This is a genomic window from Bradyrhizobium sp. 147 (genome assembly GCF_023073935.1).
Classification (GTDB): domain Bacteria; phylum Pseudomonadota; class Alphaproteobacteria; order Rhizobiales; family Xanthobacteraceae; genus Bradyrhizobium.
Window position 1 is genome coordinate 15,338 of sequence record NZ_JADPKL010000117.1, and the last position, 16,930, is coordinate 32,267.

Genomic DNA, 16,930 nt, shown 5'->3' on the forward strand with positions numbered 1-16,930 from the left:
CCAGGGCGCACCGGCAGTGGGACAGACCAGCCGGCCGCGTCGAGCTGGAGGATGGACCCTTGGCAGAGATCGACCCGACCGACCACGCGCTGGCGACCATCGCCAGCATTTTAGAGCACCCCGAGCCCGTTCTCGCCGTACGTGAGACCGAGACCGAAATGGTGGTCGCTGGTGAACGTGAGCACATCGCCGCCGACGAGCAGCCAATTGTCAACGAGCATCCGGTGGTCGAGGAGCAGCCGCTGGTGCCGGAGCACACTGATGCGGACGGCTACAGCAAGGTCGGCCCGGGCCCGATGGTGGCGATCCGCCTCAAATGGACGGTCCATCGCGGCGACGACGGCCAATTCTACGTCCACGAGACCATCGGCGAGCAGTCGGCGCCCGTGGTTAGCGGCCCGATGACGAGCGAAGCCGCCGTGCATTTCGTCGACGCGCAGGAGCACGAAGCGCATCGGCACTTCGAAGAGCTGCGCAGCGAAATTGCCGGCCGCAGCTCGCTCGCCGAATTCGAGCGCAAGGGCGAAGCGTAGGTTTACGTGCGTTCGGACGTCGCTATACACCTCTCCCCGCCGGGGAGAGGTGGAGGCCGAGCATCTACTTCCTTCCCAAATAATCCTTCTTCACCAGCTCGACGCCGGCGTGCCGCAACAGGTCGTAGGCCGTCGTCACGTGAAAGAAGAACTGCGGGACGCTGAAGGTCAGCAGCAGCGTTCGTCCGGTGAAGGGCAGCTCGGTGCCGTTCTTCAGCTTGAAGAAAACATTGCGTTCGGCCGACGCGTCTATCTCGGCACGCGGCAGGCTTTCGATGAACTCGATCGACGTCGCGATGCGTGCCTGAAGTCCGGCCATGTCGTGCTCCAGCACCGGCAGCGTGATCGGTTCGCGCTCCGCCAGCAAGGCCGGGGCGACCACGGCATGGCGGCAGGCCTCGCCGACCTGCTGCGCCAGATCGTACATGTTCGGCGCCAGGCGCATACCGAGCAGAACCGCCGGATTGAACTTGCGGGTCTCGGCATAGGCCACGCCCTTGTCGAGCAATCCGGACAGGTTGCGCAAGTACGGCACGAAGAGGCCAACCGAGGCCTCGTACATCGAGATCGTCACCTCTGAATTCCCTTCAATTCCGCCTCGCCAGCGACGGGCATCTGGTCTAAATCCACTCCGCACAATGACAGTTCGGGCACGGGTGGAAAAGAGATGATCGTTCGAATCTGGGCAGCTTTGGCCGTGGCGTTGCTGGTGAATGTCTCGGCGCATGCGCAGCAGGCGCCCTCGCGCCTCGACGAGATAGTCAAGCGCGGCACCTTGCGCGTCGGCATGACCGGCGACTACAAGCCCTTCACCTATCTGGACAAGACCACGCAGCAATTCAGCGGCTTCGACGTCGACATGGCGCAGGCCCTTGGCAACGCGCTCGGCGTCAAGGTCGAATTCGTGCCGACGGCCTGGCCGAAGCTGATGAAGGATTTCGAGGCCGACCAGTTCGATATCGCCATGGGCGGCGTCTCCGTCACGCTCGACCGGCAGAAGAAAGGCTTCTTCTCCACGCCGATCATGCGCGAGGGCAAGACGCCGATCGCGCGCTGCGCCGACACGGCCAAGTACCAGAGCATCGCCGACATCGACAAGAAGGGCACCCGAATCATCGTCAATCCCGGCGGCACCAACGAACGCTTCGCGCGCGCCAACATCAAGGATGCCGAGATCACTGTCTTCGCCGACAACACCGTGATCTTCGACGAGATCGCCAAGGGCAACGCCGATCTGATGATGACCGACGCCTCCGAGACGCGATACCAGCAGAAGCAGCATGCCGGCGTGCTCTGCGCGGTGCACCCTGAAAAGCCGTTCGATTTTTCGGAGAAGGCCTATTGGCTGCAGCGCGACATGGCGCTGAAGGCCTTCGTCGACCAATGGCTGCATATTTCCATGGAAGACGGCAGCTACAGGAAAATCTACAACGCTTGGTTCGACTAGCGACTATCGCGACGCCTGGTCGTATCCGTCTTCCGTCACTCCAAATGCGTGCGGAAAAAGGTCGCGGCCGCGCTGTTGAAGGCGTCGTGGAACGCCTTCCGATCGAAGCCAGGAGGATCGGTGCACAGGATCGGAGCGGCCTCGGTCAACTTGGGTGGACATGGCGCGATAAAGGAGAAATGCGCCGAGTTCGGCACGATCCGGTAGTCGGGGCGTTTCGGAAGCAGCTGTTCCAGCGCATCAATGGTATCAGGCACGACGCCATCGCCTCCGAGCGCCGAACGCCACAAGAGAATTGGGATATTCACGTCGGCTAGCCGCTCGCGATTAAAGAGGCCTTCGAAAAGTGGCGGATCCGCCAAGATAGCCGCTTTGATGCGGGGATCATGCACGGCCGGCTCGGTTGGCGCGCGGCCATCGCGAACGTCCTGGCATTTCGGCGTCGCCCCCCGCTCCTTCTCGCAGAGCGGAGCAAGCGCGCCGAAATCGGGGTTGCCGCCAATCACGACGAGACCGGTATAGGCGCCCCGCGAGAATCCGAACAGGCCAATCCGCTTGGAGTCCAGGACCGCAGCCTCCGTCCAGGTACGAAGCATGAAATCTGTGAGCCGCTTCATGTCGCGGGGACGCTCAACCAGCACGGAAAACTCATCGGTCCGGCTACTGTCCCTTGCGGTGTCACCCGGATGGTTGATCGCGGCGACTACGAAGCCGGCATCCGCCAGTATCGCAGCAGTATCGTTGTGGCTCAAAAACGAGCCGCGCCGCCCGTGCGAGAAAACGATCAGCGGCAGTCGATTGCCCGCTACCGGACAGTCCTTCACGCCTGCCAGGGTGATACCACCGCCCAAGGCGATTTCGGATAGCTGGGCGGCGCATGGAGTCCACACCATGCCCTTGAGCGCGGGCCCGGCGGCATCCGCGGGCACTTCGAGAAACCGGAGCCCGGCTGCTTGTGCCGGCGTCGCAGCAAGGCAATAGACGGCAGTCAGAATGATTGCGCCAAATCGTAGCTGTGACATGAGCGTGTGCTTTCGGATCATTCAACCACAACGGTTGTACATGTCCATGCTGTGACCGGTCCAGAGGCGCGGCGCATCCCCGTCCAACTCTGGACCGACTTCGATCTTATTGAACCAGGATCGAGGGGAAGGCGACTCATACCGAGAACAGTGATCTAGATCACTTTTCGCGGTCGAGCCGGCGTGTAAGCGTCGGTCCGGGGACCATCTGTTCAGGAGATGCGAAATGAGGAAGCTGTTGGCTACGGCCGCATTCCTGTTGGCGAGCACGGCTGCTCAGGCACAATACACCTTCGAATATGGCGGGCGCACCATCCGCATCGATCCCGACCGCGGCACGGTGCAGATCCCCGGCGTGTACGACAACACCGGCCAGGGCAAGGCCAAGAAGGTCAAGAAGAACGAGCAGGCGCCGCAGCAGGCCACGGTGGATCCGCAAGCGCCGGCTGCTGCTCCGGCACCGGCCCCCGCTCCCGCCGCCGCGCCGCCCGCAGCCGTGCAGGCGCCTGCACCCGCCGCCGCAGCAACGCCGCCCGCAGCGCCGCAACCACCCGCTCCGCCACCGGCCACCGCCAACAACACGCCTGCCGACACGGCCGTGGCGCCGCCGCCTGCGCCGCCTCCGGCCCCTGCTCCCGTCGAGCAGCAGGCGGCGCCCGCTGTGACGCCACCGCCCGCCCCGACCGTGGCTGCCGCACCACCGGCGCCGCCTCCGCCACCCGCGCCGGCGCCTGCCCCCGCTCCCGTTCAGGCGGCTGCAGCCACGCCTCCTCCGGCAGCCGCGCCCACGCGCGATCTGAATTCGCCGCTCGGCGTTTGGCTCACGGAGGAGAAGGAAGGCAAGGTCCGCATCGAGCAATGCGGCACCAATCTCTGCGGCTATTCGGTCGATTCGAAATCGAACCAGAACGGCGAGCAGGTCCTGATCAACATGAAGCCCGGCAAAGATCAGAAATGGTCAGGCCGCATCCTCGACCCCAATTCCGGCTCGACCTACGACTCGACGATCGCGATGAAGGGCACCGACCGCTTGCGCGTGCAGGGCTGCGCCTTCGGCGGCATGTTCTGCGGCGGCCAGACCTGGACGCGGGTGAACTGAGATCGGGCTGATTGACCAATGCAAGGGGGCCCGAGGCGGGTCCCTTTGTTTTTACGCGCCCTTCGGTTGCGAGGTGCGCAAACTCACACAACCTCCTGCGCATGTGACAGCCCTCACATCGCCGGTTCCGGGTCCATGTCACGATCCCCGAACGGTCAACCACAGGGGCGTGTCATGAACGGCTTTCGCAAGGCTCTCTTCGCCACCATTGTCGCTATCGCCTTCCCGCTGGCGCAGGCCGATGCTGCGGGCTCCACCTTCGACGGTGCATGGAATGTCCGCATCGCCTCCTCGATCCAGGCCTGCGGCGACGGCGCGACCGTCTCGATCGGAATCAACAATGGGCAGATTGCATCGAGCAGCGCCGCGGTGAGGGCGTCGGGCCGCGTCGCCGATGCCGGCAACATCAACGTCATGCTGAGCACCGGCATCAAGCGCGCCGTCGGTTTTGGCCGGCTCAACGGCACCTCCGGCTCCGGCACCTGGCGTGGTGCCATGTGCACGGGGACGTGGACGGCGGAAAGAATGTGATGGTGCCGCGGGGACAAGCAGCGAAGACGCCCGTAAACGCGCTGACGGCGTTTCTGCGCAGAGTCGGGACCCAGCGCTCGCGTAGTCCCAAATTTCTGCGTCCCGGGATCGGCGATGCACCGCCCTGGGGCGATGCACCTTGTCCCGCACGCGAGCGTCTTAGCCGACCGCTGCCCCATATTCGGCGTCGGTGACCGGCTCCAGCCAGGTCGAATAGACGCCGTCGAGCGCTTCCTGCATGGCGATGTGGCACATGCCGTTGGTCGGCGATGCTCCGTGCCAGTGCAATTCGCCCGGCGGAATCCAGACGGTGTCGCCCGGGCGGATCTCGCGGATCGGGCCGCCCTTGGACTGCACGCGCCCAACGCCGGAGATGACGTAGAGCGTCTGGCCGAGCGGATGATGGTGCCAGTTGGTGCGCGCGCCCGGCTCGAACGCGACGCGCGAGCAGTTCAACCGTGCCGGCGCGGGCGCCATGATGACCGGATCCTGCCACACGGTGCCGGTGAAGTTTTCCTTGGGCGCACGGCGGGTCGGCCGCGTGCCTGCAACAGTGATCTCCATGGGGATTACCTCGCTCCTCCCGGTTACTTCTTGCTAGCGGCGTAGCGCGCCTTGGTCTCGGCGTTCATGGGATAGAGGCCAGGCAGCACGGCGCCGTTGTTCACCTCGTTGACGATCCAGGCTTCCATCCGCTCCTGCTCGACGCCCTCGTTGAGCACGTGATCGAGCATCGCCTGCGGAATCAGCACGCAACCGTCCTGGTCGGCGACCACGATGTCGTTGGGAAACACCGCGACACCGCCGCAGCCGATCGGCTCGCCCCAGCCGACAAAGGTGAGGCCCGCAACCGACGGCGGCGCGGCATAGCCGTCGCACCAGACCGGAAGATTGGTGCCAAGCACGCCCTCGACGTCACGCACCACGCCGTCGGTGACGAGCGCGGTCACGCCGCGCTTGACCATGCGGGCGCAGAGGATGTCGCCGAAGATGCCGGCATCGGTAATGCCCATGGCATCGACCACGGCGATGCAGCCTTCGGGCATTGCCTCGATCGCGGTGCGGGTCGAGATCGGCGATGACCAGGATTCCGGCGTCGCCAGATCCTCGCGTGCGGGCACGAAGCGCAGGGTGAAGGCCGGGCCCACCAGGCGCGGCAGGCCCGGGCGCAACGGACGCGCGCCGCGCATCCACACATTGCGCAGGCCCTTCTTCAGCAGGACCGTGGTGATGGTGGCGGTGGTGATGCCGGCGAGGGTCTTGCGGGCTTCGGGGGACAGCGACATGGAAACAGACGAGCTCCGGATGGGCGGGAAAGAACGCGCGCATCTTGCGAGCCGCAGCCCTTGCGTCAAGGGCCAAGAGGCTAGCAATAACGCAGGGCCGCCGGGCTATTATGCGATGCGATAACAAGGCTTTATCGCTTCCCCTTGCATTAATTTATTGGACTTGCGGGCGCATTTACGCGAAGCAGGACGAAGCGGAACTCGAACGCTGGGGACCGCATTCTTCAGAAGTCCGATTTCGACAGCTCATGGCCTCGACGCTTCCCCCGCCCCGCCTTCTGCCCAGTGGCGACAGCGCCGTCACGGTCGAGTTCAGCCGCACCATCGACGATGATGCCAACCAGCGCGTGCTGGCGCTCGACAAGGCGCTTGCAGCAAACCCGATCGACGGAATCACTGAGGCCGTACCGACCTATCGCTCGCTGCTGGTGCACTACGATCCCGGCAAGATCGGTTTCGACGCGCTCGGCGAGAAGCTGCTCGCGCTCGCGAGCCAGAAGCTGCCGCCGGCAACCAAGGCTCGCCGCTGGCGCATTCCCGTCGCCTATGGCGGCGAGCACGGCATCGACCTCGAGGATGTCGCCAAGGCCCTCAACACCACCCCCGACGACATCGTCGCCCGTCACGTCGCCGGCGACTACAAGGTCGCCATGATCGGCTTTACGCCGGGCTGGTCCTATCTCAGCGGGCTCGATAAATTTCTCCACATGTCGCGGCGACAGAATCCGCGCGTGCTGACGCCCGCCGGCACGATCTCGATCGGCGGCGTCCAGGCCGGAATCCAATGCCTGGCCGCCCCGAGCGGCTGGCACCTTCTGGGCCGCACGCCGGTGCGGACCTATCAGCTCCACCGCAATCCGACCTTCCTCACCGAACCCGGTGATCGCGTGACGTTTTACGCCATCGACCACAAGTCGTTCGAGGAACTGGACCGCGCTGCTGAAGCCGGCGAAATCGTCGCCGACCAGGTGGTCGCATGAGCCGGCTCGTCGTCACCAGCATCGGGCCCGCAAGCTCCGTTCAGGATGGCGGCCGCCACGGCGCGCAGCGCTATGGACTGACGGTGAGCGGGGCGATGGACCGGCTGTCGCTTGCTGCGGCGAACACGCTTGTCGGCAACGGGCCGTTTGCGGCCGCCGTCGAGATCGGCCCGTTCGGCGCCTCTTTCACCGCACGTGATGGCGCCGTGCGCGTCGCGATATCGGGCGCGCCGCGCAATGCGGACGTCGCCGGAAATCCGATCGCCATGGACACATCGGTGACCTTGAAGGATGGCAAGACTCTGACGCTGGGCTTTGCCCGCGGCAGCGCCTTCACCTATCTCGCGATCGAGGGCGCCATCAAGGGCGAGCCGGTGTTCGGCAGCCTCGCCGTGAATGCGCGCGCGGGCCTCGGCAGCCCCTACCCGCGCCCGCTCCAGGCCGGCGACGAATTCAACGTTGATGCCGCGAGCGGCGCGAGCGAGCTGCGGATCGAGTTGCCGAAGCCCGTGAGCGGCCCGATCCGTGTTCTGATGGGCCCGCAGGACGATGAATTCGACGACGTCAACAAGACGCTGTTTCTGGACAGCGAGTGGAAGATCTCGGCGACCTCCGACCGGATGGGCTACCGTCTCGAGGGCCCCGCCATCAAGCATCTGCACGGCCACAACATCGTCTCCGATGGCACGGTCAATGGCAGCATCCAAGTGCCCGGCAACGGCGCACCAATCGTGCTGATGATGGATCGCGGCACCTCCGGCGGTTATCCGAAGATCGCAACCGTCATCACGGCCGATATCGGCCGGCTCGCGCAGACTTCGGCGGGAACCGCGTTCCGTTTCAAGGCGGTCAGCATGGCCGAGGCGCAGGACGAGGCGCGCAAGTTCGCGCAACTGATCCGCAGCCTGCCCGATCGCCTGCGCTCTGCCGACACCATCTCGCTCAACATCGAGGCGCTCAGCGATGCTAATGTTGCGGGCTATGCCGTGAGCGCCGTCGATGCCGGGACGTGGCAGGTCGCCGCGGAACCGTGAACGGCAACAAGACCAGAGGCGGAGTGCACCCCATGAAGACAGTCGATCTCAATTGCGACCTCGGCGAAGGTTTTGGCGCGTGGGAGATGGGCAATGACGCGGCGATGATCGAGCTGGCAAGCTCGGTCAACGTCGCCTGCGGCTTCCACGCCGGCGACCCTGACATCATGCGCCGGACGGTGGAGCTCGCGAAAGCGCGCGGGGTCTCGGTCGGCGCGCATCCCGGCTATCGCGATCTGCACGGCTTTGGCCGGCATCCGATCGCGGGGCTGAAAGCATCCGAAATCGAGAACCTCGTCGCCTACCAGATCGGCGCGTTGCAGGCGATCGCGACCGCAGCCGGGTACAAGGTGACCCATGTGAAGGCGCATGGCGCGCTTTCCAACGTCGCCTGCGAGGACGACATGACGGCGAAGGCGATCGCCGCCGGCATCAAGGCGGTCGATCCCAGCCTGATCTTCGTCGTGCTCGCGAACTCGAAGCTGGTGAAGGCCGGCGAAGCGGCCAATCTGCCGATGGTGCACGAGGTGTTCGCCGACCGCGCCTATGAGGACGACGGCAATCTCGTTTCGCGCAAGAAACCCGGCGCGGTGCTGCACGATGCCACGGCGATCGCCGATCGCGTAGTGCGCATGGTGCAGGATGGCGCGGTGGTCTCGGTTACCGGCAAGGTGATCAAGATGCGCACGGATACGGTCTGCATCCACGGCGATACGCCTGGCGCAGTCGAGATCGCGCGCGGTGTGCGTCAGGCGCTGAACAATGCGGGGATCGAGGTCGCGCCGTTCAAGCGCGGGGCGTGATCAGAACGGATGCACCGACAACGTGCCGAACACGATCGCCGCGATGACGGCAAACGCGCTATAGAGCGCGACATGATGCATGCTCGTCCTGGTCCGACGCGAGAGCGAACGCGCGTAGAAGTGCAGCCTGGCTTCCGCCGATAGTTCGCGCATGGTCGATCTCCAACGCCCCATTTGTGGGATTATGGAGGATCAACCCGGGGTGCCGGCAAGACGCCGGCAGAAAAAGCGATGAGCTTCTTCATAGGAGGCCCATTGCGGATACATATTCTCCGCAAGCGCAGGTTCCAAGAATCTCATTCGTTAAATTCCGAGGCAGCCGGAACCGGCTCGGATGGCAAAGATGACGGCCAGGCCAAACCCTGGGAAGGCCGTCCGATCAATCGGACGACTCATCCCGATGTTCTGGCGTTTTAATAAACGTCAGCCTGGAAGCGGCCGGTCTTCTTGAGCTCGGCGACGAAACTGACGGCTTCGTCGGTCGAACGTGCGCCGAACTGGGCGACGATGTCGACCAGCGCGCGCTCGACGTCCTTGGCCATGCGCTTGGCATCGCCGCAGATATAGAAATGCGCACCTTCGGCAAGCCACGTCCAGACCTCACGGCCGACCTCGCGCATGCGGTCCTGCACATAAAACTTCTTCTCACCGTCGCGCGACCAGGCCAGCGACAGGCGCGTGAGCAGACCCGAGGTCTTCATTGCGTTGAGTTCCTCCTGGTAGAAGAAGTCGCAATCGCTGCGCTGGTGTCCGAAGAACAGCCAGTTCTTGCCGGGCGCGCCGGTAGCCTTGCGGTCGAGCAGGAAGGCGCGGAACGGCGCGATGCCGGTGCCGGGGCCGACCATGATGATCGGCGTCTTCGGGTCCTGTGGCAGGCCGAAGGCGTGTGCCTTCTGCACATAGACATTGAGCTTCTCGCCCTCGTTGATACGCTCGCCGAGGAAGGTCGAGGCGACGCCGAGGCGCTTGCGCTTGCCGACAACGTAGCGCACCGAATCGACCGTCAGCGACAGCTTTCCGGGCGTCGCGTTGTGCGAGGACGAGATCGAATAGAGCCGCGGCTGAAGCGGCTCCAGCGCCTCGACGAAGGCCTCCGGATGCGGCCGCGTGCCCGAAAACTTCTGGAGCGCGGCCATGACGTCGAGCGTCGCCGCATCGCCATCGGGATCCTCCCCCTGCGCCAGCGCCCGCGCCTTCTCGCGCGCCGCGCCGCCGGTGATGAAGGAGATCAGTTCGAACAGCGTGTCCGGCGCCGGCGACAGCGAGGCATCCTCGATCAGCACCTCGCGCAACGTCTTGCCGTTGACTTTGGTGGTGTGGGAGGCGCCGAGCAGCGCGATGATCTGGTCGACGAGGCCGACATCGTTGCGTGCGAACACACCAAAGGAGTCGCCGACGACGTAGTCGAGCCTGCTCTCGGAGAGATCGAACTCGATGTGGTAGGTCTCCTTTTCCGACTTTCCCTTGTTGAGAAGACGGCGCGACAGGAAAGTCGCGGGCACGGGGTTGTCGCGCGAGCGGCCCGGCTCTGCGATGGTCACGGTCACGGCTGGCGCGGCCGTGTCCGGCTTGTCCGCCGCTTTGGCCGCCGGTGCCTTGTCGAGCTCCTCGTACAGCGACTTCAGCATTCGCGCGGTTTCCTTGCCGCCGGGAACGCAGAGGTTGAGCCGTGCTTCGCTGCGGCTCGCGATGGCTTCCGAATAATCGTGGCAATTGTAGCCGCACTGGCCGCAATCCTGCTGCGCCATCGCCGCCATCATCTTGCGGCGCAGGGGACGGCCCTCGGCGAGCTTCATCCGCTCGGCAATCGGCATGGTCTGGTCGTGCCACGGCGCTTCGCCGTCGTCGCCGTCACCGGCGGCGCCTTGCATGACGGCGGCGCCCTGCTCTGCCGACAGCGGCGCGGCGGCGTCAGGCGACAACAGGCCGGCAAAGAAGCCGTTCAGCCAGGAACGCTGCGCATCGGAGAACGGTGCGCTGGCGGGAATGATGTCGAGTTTCGGCGGAGGCGTGATCTGGTTCATGCGGACACCTGTGCATCGGCGAGCTTGCGCAGTGTTTCGCCGTCATGGCGGCGCGCAAAGGACAGGAAGGTTTCATCGGGAGACGAACGATGGGCGATATAGGCCTTGAGCAGTCCTTCGACCGTCTTCGGCGCATCTTCGGCCTTGAGGTCGTGATAGACCTCCTGCCCGACCTCCGCGTCAGGGCCGAACCCGCCGCCGGTGAAGAGGTGATAGCCCTCGACCGTGTCCTCCTCGTTGACAGGCACGCGCGCCCCGATCAGACCGATGTCGCTGATGTAGTGCTGGGCGCAGGAATGGTGGCAGCCGGTGACATGGATGTTGACCGGCTTGTCCATCGGAACGCGCGGCTCGCACCAGTCACCGATCTCCTCGGCATGGCGCTTGGTGTTCGCCGCGGCGAAGCGGCAGCCCGCATTGCCGGTGCAGGCGATCAGGCCGGCGCGGATATGCGAGGCCTCGACCGCGAGCCCGATCTGCTTGATCGCCGCGATGGCAAGCTCGACATTCTCGTTGCGCACGCCCGAGATCAGCAGGTTCTGCCAGACCGTGAGGCGGATCTCGCCGTCGCCGAGATCCCGTGCGATCTTGGCAAGGCCGCGCATCTGATCGCAGGTGAGCTTGCCGAGCGTCAGCGATACGCCGATCCAGTTGAGACCGTCCTGCTTCTGCTTGTGCACGCCGACATGCGCCATGCGGTCCGCGGCCGGCCGAGGCGCAAAGGCCTCTTCGGGCACGCGCGTGAACGGCGTCTTCAATCGCTCCTCGACCAGCTTGAGGAAGCCGTCATGGCCCATGCTGTCGAGCACGTATTTCAGACGCGCCTTGTTGCGGTTGGTGCGGTCACCGTGGTCGATGAACACGCGCACGATCGCGTCGGCGACCGCGGTCGCCTGCTCCGGCTTGACGATGATGCCGGAATATTTGGCGAAATCCTTGTGGCCGGTGATGCCGCCGAGACCGAGACGGAACCAGACTCCGGGCTCGACGCCGAAACCGTCTTTCACCTCGTACGCGGTGAATGCGATGTCGTTGGTCTCCTCGAGTACCGCGATCCTGCCGGCACCATCGAAGGCAACGTTGAACTTGCGCGGCAAGCCGTAGAGCGAGCGGTCATTGAGGATGTGATAGTGCCACTCGCGCGCATAGGGCCGCGTGTCGATCAGCTCCTGCGGATCGATTCCCGCCGTCGGCGTTCCCGTCACGTTGCGGATGTTGTCGGCGCCGGAGCCGCGCGAGCACAGGCCGAGGTCCTGGATGCCCTCGATCAGCTTCACCGCGTTCTTCGGCGGAATCTCGCGGAGCTGGAGATTCGCGCGCGTGGTGACGTGGCTGTAAGGGCCGCAGAGTTCGTCGGCGAGATCGGCAAGGCCGGACAGCTGCCAGTGCTTCATGATGCCGTTAGGAATCCGCAAACGGCTCATGTAGGAATCCTGCGTCGGCGCGACATAGAAGATGCCGTAATAGCGCCAGCGGAAATTGTCCGCCGGGCTCGGCGGCGCGTTGTCGAGCGCCTGCTGACGTAGGCGCGGATAGGCATCGAAAGGATGTTCCTCGCGCTTGAACTTCTCCTGGTCGGCAAGCTTCTTGCCCGACGCGATCACCTTGTCCTGCGCCTTGATGTGCACGGCATCGGGACCGGTGGGCTCGGCGCTCGCCTTGGCGGCGCCGCCGCCGAGACCGCGACCGACGCGGCTGATCTGCAGACCGGTCGTGAAGCCTTCGAGATAGCGTTTCTGCTCGTCGGTAAAGTCGACTGCGAGCGTATCGATTTTCATGGTCGGTAACGAAGCTCCTGCGGCCACCGAGGTGGTATCGATGGAAATTGGCACGACCCGCGAGGTATCTCGGCTGGCTCCAAGAGCCGGCCTCGTTACCCAACGGTCCGATCAGCTTCGTTGCTGCGGGTTTCGGCTCAGCAGGCACCTGTGACAAGCTGGCCGCAGTGCAACATTCAAGTTGCGTGCCAGCTTCGACGAAATAAGAAAAATGGAGAATTCAATCACTTAGCAGCAGCTCCGGAACATTCCGGTCGCGGATCACCTCATGAAATTCGAGCAGTCAGCTCAAAATATAGTCGATGAGCTGGACTGCCTGAAAATTATGCAGAGACGATCAGGCCTTCCAACGCCCCACGTTGAAGGCCTCTAGATGTTGCAGGATGTTGTCAGCATCGAATGCCGGCCCGGCAAAGGCCCCAAATGCCGCCGGGGCTTCGTCGGGCTGGCGGCGGCCGAGGGCGGCATCGTAAAGGTCGGGCCTGAACACCGCCATCGCCGTCTTGGCGCCGTCCGGGCTCAACGCCGCCTGCCCCCAACGTACCATCTGCGCATAGAGCCAGGCGGCCTGGACCGGATCGGGACGCCCAGCCTCCTCGCGCCCGACCAGCAGGTAGCGGCCGCTCTCGCGGAACGTCCCGTCCGGCGAAATCTTCAGACGTCCTGTGAGGGTGCGCTGGATGACTTCGGCATCGACGCCGATCCGCTCCGGTTGCGCCAGAATCCGCGCCGCTTCGATCCGGTTTTCCGGATGCTCGATGAACTCGGCCGCGTTCACCGCCGCCCGCACGAGGCTGGCGACCAGGTCGGGATGCTTGTCGGCCCAGACCTGGCGGACGGCGAGGACCTTCTCCGCCGCCCGCACCAGAATGTCGGAAACGAAATGCAGGATATGGCCGATGCCGAGATCGACCGCGATCGAGTTCCAGGGCGCACCGACGCAGAATGCGTCGACGTGCCCGCTCTTGAGACTGTCGACCATGTAGGGCGGCGGCAGCACGACGAGGCGCACGTCCTCATCAGGATCGACGCCGGCCGCCGCCATCCAGAACCGCAATTGGTAATTGTGGGTCGAGAACGGGAATGTCATGCCGAAGGTGAGCGGATCGGCGCCGGCCTTGCGGCGTTTGGCGACCACTCGCGCCAGCGCCTTGGCGGTGACAAGCGGATCGAAGCGGTCGCCGTCGATCTCCTCCATCAGCGCGGCGTGGAGCGCCGGCGACACCGTGATCGCGTTGCCGTTGATGCCGAGATTGAAGGGCGCGGCGATCGGCACCTTGACGTGGCCGAGCCCGAGCGAGGACGCGATCGCGACCGGCGCGAGCAGATGCGCAGCGTCGAACAGGCCGATATTGAGCTTGTCGCGGACGTTGGACCAGGACACCTCGCGCACCAGCTCGACCTCGAGCCCTTCGGCAGCGGCAAAGCCCTTGTCGACGGCGACGATCAGGGCGGCGGCATCAACCAGCGGAATGAACCCGATGCGAAGGGGCGCGGTCATTTCAGCATCTCCGACGCGGTGATGATCGACTGCGCGATCTCGCCGATTTTCTTCTTCTCGCGCATCGCGGTGGAGCGCAGCAGCACATAGGCTTCGTCTTCGGTGAGGCCCTTCACCTTCATCAGGATGCCCTTGGCGCGTTCGATGATCTTGCGGTCCTCGAGCTGCGATTTGGTGCGTTCCAGCTCCTCCTGGAGCTTGGCGAAGGCGTTGAAACGCGACACGCAGAGGTCGAGGATCGGCTTGATGCGCTCCTTCTTCAGCCCGTCGACGATGTAGGCGGACACCCCCGCCTCGACCGAGGCCTGGATCGAGGCGGAATCGCTCTGGTCGACGAACATCGCGATCGGCCGCTTCACGGCGCGGCTCACCTGGAACATCGCCTCCAGCACGTCGCGGCTGGGGTTCTCCAGATCGATCAGGATGATGTCGGGGTCGACCGCATAAATACGGGCAAGCAGGCTCTGCATCTCGCGGATATGGACGACCTGCGTAAAGCCGGCCTCCCGCAATCCTTCCTCCAGGATCGCAGCCCGGATCGGGCTTTCGTCGACGATCACGATTTTGGGCGACTGTTCGGCGCTCATAGCTCACTCACGGCAGGTGATTCATCCATAGCACGCCGGAACGCCCTGCAAAGGGTTGTAATTGTGGGCAATTGGGACTAGCTCAGGCCGTCAATCAGGCAGTTCAGATATGGATCAGACGGCTGCGCCCAAGGTCAGCTTCGTGTCACTCGGGTGCGCCCGAGCAGCGCCTGTTCTCGAACTTCAGCGAGACCGGCAGACTTCCCGAACGACCATCGACAGCCCGGAAGAACGGTAATACGCAGCCTTCGCGAGATAGCTGCCTGGCAGCAACGCGAGAGCTTGATGGTTGCCGCTCAGATCACAGCCTCGATCTGCTGCATCAATCAGCCACATCTTGCCGGACGCAGCTGTCTCCCATTCAAGTTGCTCAGCGGCTGAGCCTTCCAAAAGGTCACGCAATTGTGGGGTGCGCAATGCAGGTTCGATGAGTCGTTCATCATCAACGCCAATCCATTGAACGAGAAAACCGCCGTCGGCATGATCGTTGGAGTACCATGCGATGTCGCCGGCATCACCAGACAACACAACGGCTTTGCCATGGTGGCAGGCAATTGACCCCAACCACGTCGTTACTCTGCACGCGCGGGCATAGTCGCTCTGGTCAGCTGTATGATCGTGCCATCCCTCAAGACCCCGCCAATGCGAGAGCTGTTCATCGGCAATCAGCAGGTGAGGACCGCCGCTCGTCGCTATCCAGCTGCGTGTTTGGATCATGCGCATCTCATAGCACAAGGAACTTTCTAATCGCCGGGAGACGTCCGGCGGTTGAATTTTGCTATAGCATCAATTACTTGAAGCGCTTGATCCCAACAAACCCGATCCGAGCTTCATGGAAAGAGCGCCGCGCATTTCTTTTACCAGCCTAGGGTGTCCCAAGGCATTGGTGGATTCCGAGCGCATCATCACGCGCCTGCGCGCCGAGGGCTACGAGCTCGCCCGCAAGCATGACGGGGCGGACATCGTCATCGTCAACACCTGCGGCTTCCTTGAAGCGCCAAGCAGGAATCGCTCTCGGCGATCGGCGAGGCCATGGCCGAGAACGGCAAGGTGATCGTAACAGGCTGCATGGGCGCGGAACCCGAGCAGATCGAGCAGGCCTATCCGGGCGTGCTCTCCATCACCGGCCCGCAGCAATATGAGAGCGTGCTCGACGCCGTGCATCGCGCGCTGCCGCCGGCCCATAATCCGCATCTCGACCTGGTGCCGCCGCAGGGCATCAAGCTGACCCCGCGCCACTACGCCTATTTGAAGATTTCGGAAGGCTGCAACAATCGCTGCACCTTCTGCATCATCCCGAAGCTGCGCGGCGACCTCGTCTCGCGCCCTGCCAATGACGTGCTGCGCGAGGCCGAGCGCCTGGTCGGCGCCGGCGTCAAGGAGCTGCTGGTGATCTCGCAGGACACGTCCGCTTACGGCATCGATCTCAAATACGCCGAGAGCCCGTGGAAGGATCGCCAGGTCCGTGCCAAATTCCTCGATCTCGCGCGCGAGCTCGGCGAGCTCGGAGCCTGGGTCCGGCTGCAATATGTCTACCCCTACCCGCATGTCGATGAGGTCATCGCGCTGATGAACGAGGGCAAGGTGCTGCCCTATCTCGACATCCCGTTCCAGCATGCGAGCCCCGAGGTGCTGAAGACGATGAAGCGCCCGGCCGCGCAGGACAAGACCCTGGCGCGCATCAAGCGCTGGCGTGAGGAATGTCCCGATCTCGCCTTGCGCTCCACCTTCATCGTCGGCTTCCCCGGCGAGACTGATTCCAATTTCGCCTATCTGCTCGACTGGCTGGATGAAGCGTAGATCGACCGCGTCGGCTGCTTCAAATACGAGCCGGTCGCGGGCGCCACGTCGAATGCGATCGAGAACCCGGTCCCGGAAGAGATTAAGCAGGAGCGCTACAATGCGCTGATGGCCCGCCAACAGAAGATCTCGGCACGGCGGCTGAAGCGCAAGGTCGGCACACGCCAGCAGATCATCATCGACGAGGTCGGCCCGACGGTGGCAAAGGGCCGCTCCAAGGCGGATGCGCCCGAGATCGACGGTGCCGTCTATCTCTCCAGCCGCCGCCCCTTGCGCGTCGGCGAGATCGTCACCGCCAAGATCGAGCGCGCCGACGCATACGATCTGCACGGCAGCGTCGCGGGATTCTGACGGCTCGTCAAAACTTGACCTGCATCCGGCGAAGACACCGAGGAAGCCGCGCTTCGTACCTGACTGACACACGCCAGGCGCGTGCTTTCTAAAACGTCCGCTTGACAAGCCCTCCCGTTCGGCTGTAGGGACGCGCCCCATGATCAACTCTCGG

At 64.1% G+C, this 16,930-nt stretch carries 17 protein-coding genes and 1 pseudogene; 8 read left to right on the plus strand and 10 right to left on the minus strand.

Features of this window, described 5'->3' with window-relative positions; translation table 11 throughout:
- Positions 1-59 precede the first annotated feature (59 nt).
- Complete coding sequence (locus IVA87_RS28450) at positions 60-533, plus strand: hypothetical protein (protein WP_247336198.1); 474 nt, start codon at positions 60-62, stop codon at positions 531-533.
- A 64-nt stretch (positions 534-597) separates the two neighbouring features.
- Here IVA87_RS28450 and IVA87_RS28455 read toward each other — a convergent pair whose 3' ends face one another.
- On the minus strand, positions 598-1,095 hold the full coding sequence (locus IVA87_RS28455) for a DUF1993 domain-containing protein (protein WP_247295410.1): 498 nt from the start codon (positions 1,093-1,095) through the stop codon (positions 598-600).
- A gap of 105 nt (positions 1,096-1,200) precedes the next feature.
- Here IVA87_RS28455 and IVA87_RS28460 point away from each other — a divergent pair, with 105 nt between their 5' ends.
- Positions 1,201-1,980 carry a transporter substrate-binding domain-containing protein gene (locus tag IVA87_RS28460; protein ID WP_247295084.1) on the plus strand — a complete coding sequence of 260 codons (780 nt, stop codon included), beginning with the start codon at positions 1,201-1,203 and terminating at the stop codon, positions 1,978-1,980.
- A 35-nt stretch (positions 1,981-2,015) separates the two neighbouring features.
- On the opposite strand, the gene IVA87_RS28465 is transcribed toward IVA87_RS28460, so the two are convergent.
- Positions 2,016-3,002, minus strand: a complete 987-nt coding sequence (locus tag IVA87_RS28465; protein ID WP_247336200.1) for a dienelactone hydrolase — start codon at positions 3,000-3,002, stop codon at positions 2,016-2,018.
- Between the two features lie 226 nt (positions 3,003-3,228).
- On the opposite strand from IVA87_RS28465, the gene IVA87_RS28470 reads away from it, so the two are divergent.
- Entirely contained in the window at positions 3,229-4,101 is an 873-nt protein-coding gene (locus IVA87_RS28470; RefSeq protein ID WP_247336203.1) for a DUF2147 domain-containing protein, read from the plus strand.
- A gap of 174 nt (positions 4,102-4,275) precedes the next feature.
- Entirely contained in the window at positions 4,276-4,632 is a 357-nt protein-coding gene (locus tag IVA87_RS28475; RefSeq protein WP_247336206.1) for a hypothetical protein, read from the plus strand.
- Positions 4,633-4,791: 159 nt separating this feature from the next.
- Here IVA87_RS28475 and IVA87_RS28480 read toward each other — a convergent pair whose 3' ends face one another.
- Together IVA87_RS28480 and IVA87_RS28485 are read right to left on the minus strand one after the other, a co-directional pair.
- The gene (locus IVA87_RS28480; RefSeq protein ID WP_027573427.1) at positions 4,792-5,196 is read right to left on the minus strand and encodes a cupin domain-containing protein; all 405 of its coding nucleotides are present in this window, start codon (positions 5,194-5,196) and stop codon (positions 4,792-4,794) included.
- A 23-nt stretch (positions 5,197-5,219) separates the two neighbouring features.
- A complete protein-coding gene (locus IVA87_RS28485; protein ID WP_036012452.1) occupies positions 5,220-5,918 on the minus strand; it encodes a ribonuclease activity regulator RraA in 699 nt (232 codons plus the stop codon).
- A 248-nt stretch (positions 5,919-6,166) separates the two neighbouring features.
- Here IVA87_RS28485 and pxpB point away from each other — a divergent pair, with 248 nt between their 5' ends.
- The 3 genes from pxpB to IVA87_RS28500 are packed head-to-tail and all read left to right on the plus strand — an operon-like array spanning position 6,167 to position 8,735.
- Entirely contained in the window at positions 6,167-6,898 is a 732-nt protein-coding gene (gene pxpB, locus IVA87_RS28490; RefSeq protein ID WP_247295093.1) for a 5-oxoprolinase subunit PxpB, read from the plus strand.
- A complete protein-coding gene (locus tag IVA87_RS28495) occupies positions 6,895-7,932 on the plus strand; it encodes a biotin-dependent carboxyltransferase family protein (RefSeq protein WP_247336209.1) in 1,038 nt (345 codons plus the stop codon). The genes pxpB and IVA87_RS28495 overlap by 4 nt, the downstream gene beginning before the upstream one ends.
- A 32-nt stretch (positions 7,933-7,964) precedes the next feature.
- On the plus strand, positions 7,965-8,735 hold the full coding sequence (locus tag IVA87_RS28500; RefSeq protein WP_247295097.1) for a 5-oxoprolinase subunit PxpA: 771 nt from the start codon (positions 7,965-7,967) through the stop codon (positions 8,733-8,735).
- Here IVA87_RS28500 and IVA87_RS28505 read toward each other — a convergent pair whose 3' ends face one another.
- The 6 genes from IVA87_RS28505 to IVA87_RS28530 form a co-directional block, all read right to left on the minus strand.
- Positions 8,736-8,888, minus strand: a complete 153-nt coding sequence (locus tag IVA87_RS28505) for a hypothetical protein (RefSeq protein ID WP_247295099.1) — start codon at positions 8,886-8,888, stop codon at positions 8,736-8,738. It lies immediately after the preceding gene.
- Between the two features lie 260 nt (positions 8,889-9,148).
- Positions 9,149-10,759: a sulfite reductase subunit alpha gene (locus IVA87_RS28510; protein WP_247336211.1), complete on the minus strand. Its 1,611-nt coding sequence runs from the start codon at positions 10,757-10,759 to the stop codon at positions 9,149-9,151.
- Positions 10,756-12,537 (minus strand): NirA family protein, encoded by a 1,782-nt coding sequence (locus IVA87_RS28515; protein ID WP_247295102.1) that lies wholly within the window; start codon positions 12,535-12,537, stop codon positions 10,756-10,758. Before IVA87_RS28515 ends, IVA87_RS28510 begins: the two co-directional genes overlap by 4 nt.
- A gap of 337 nt (positions 12,538-12,874) precedes the next feature.
- On the minus strand, positions 12,875-14,038 hold the full coding sequence (locus IVA87_RS28520) for a CmpA/NrtA family ABC transporter substrate-binding protein (protein WP_247295104.1): 1,164 nt from the start codon (positions 14,036-14,038) through the stop codon (positions 12,875-12,877).
- Complete coding sequence (locus IVA87_RS28525; RefSeq protein WP_008564898.1) at positions 14,035-14,625, minus strand: ANTAR domain-containing protein; 591 nt, start codon at positions 14,623-14,625, stop codon at positions 14,035-14,037. Before IVA87_RS28525 ends, IVA87_RS28520 begins: the two co-directional genes overlap by 4 nt.
- 183 nt (positions 14,626-14,808) lie before the next feature.
- Complete coding sequence (locus IVA87_RS28530; RefSeq protein WP_247336216.1) at positions 14,809-15,342, minus strand: Imm21 family immunity protein; 534 nt, start codon at positions 15,340-15,342, stop codon at positions 14,809-14,811.
- Positions 15,343-15,457: 115 nt separating this feature from the next.
- Between IVA87_RS28530 and rimO the strand changes: the two are divergent.
- Positions 15,458-16,776, plus strand: a pseudogene (rimO, locus tag IVA87_RS28535) (30S ribosomal protein S12 methylthiotransferase RimO).
- Positions 16,777-16,930: the final 154 nt, after the last annotated feature.

Bases quoted from the DNA above. Each gene is read 5' to 3' on its own strand.
- IVA87_RS28455 (WP_247295410.1), bottom strand. From the start codon at position 1,095: ATGTACGAGGCCTCGGTTGGCCTCTTCGTGCCGTACTTGCGCAACCTG.
- IVA87_RS28460 (WP_247295084.1), top strand. From the start codon at position 1,201: ATGATCGTTCGAATCTGGGCAGCTTTGGCCGTGGCGTTGCTGGTGAAT.
- IVA87_RS28465 (WP_247336200.1), bottom strand. From the start codon at position 3,002: ATGTCACAGCTACGATTTGGCGCAATCATTCTGACTGCCGTCTATTGC.
- IVA87_RS28470 (WP_247336203.1), top strand. From the start codon at position 3,229: ATGAGGAAGCTGTTGGCTACGGCCGCATTCCTGTTGGCGAGCACGGCT.
- IVA87_RS28475 (WP_247336206.1), top strand. From the start codon at position 4,276: ATGAACGGCTTTCGCAAGGCTCTCTTCGCCACCATTGTCGCTATCGCC.
- IVA87_RS28480 (WP_027573427.1), bottom strand. From the start codon at position 5,196: ATGGAGATCACTGTTGCAGGCACGCGGCCGACCCGCCGTGCGCCCAAG.
- IVA87_RS28485 (WP_036012452.1), bottom strand. From the start codon at position 5,918: ATGTCGCTGTCCCCCGAAGCCCGCAAGACCCTCGCCGGCATCACCACC.
- pxpB (WP_247295093.1), top strand. From the start codon at position 6,167: ATGGCCTCGACGCTTCCCCCGCCCCGCCTTCTGCCCAGTGGCGACAGC.
- IVA87_RS28495 (WP_247336209.1), top strand. From the start codon at position 6,895: ATGAGCCGGCTCGTCGTCACCAGCATCGGGCCCGCAAGCTCCGTTCAG.
- IVA87_RS28500 (WP_247295097.1), top strand. From the start codon at position 7,965: ATGAAGACAGTCGATCTCAATTGCGACCTCGGCGAAGGTTTTGGCGCG.
- IVA87_RS28505 (WP_247295099.1), bottom strand. From the start codon at position 8,888: ATGCGCGAACTATCGGCGGAAGCCAGGCTGCACTTCTACGCGCGTTCG.
- IVA87_RS28510 (WP_247336211.1), bottom strand. From the start codon at position 10,759: ATGAACCAGATCACGCCTCCGCCGAAACTCGACATCATTCCCGCCAGC.
- IVA87_RS28515 (WP_247295102.1), bottom strand. From the start codon at position 12,537: ATGAAAATCGATACGCTCGCAGTCGACTTTACCGACGAGCAGAAACGC.
- IVA87_RS28520 (WP_247295104.1), bottom strand. From the start codon at position 14,038: ATGACCGCGCCCCTTCGCATCGGGTTCATTCCGCTGGTTGATGCCGCC.
- IVA87_RS28525 (WP_008564898.1), bottom strand. From the start codon at position 14,625: ATGAGCGCCGAACAGTCGCCCAAAATCGTGATCGTCGACGAAAGCCCG.
- IVA87_RS28530 (WP_247336216.1), bottom strand. From the start codon at position 15,342: ATGATCCAAACACGCAGCTGGATAGCGACGAGCGGCGGTCCTCACCTG.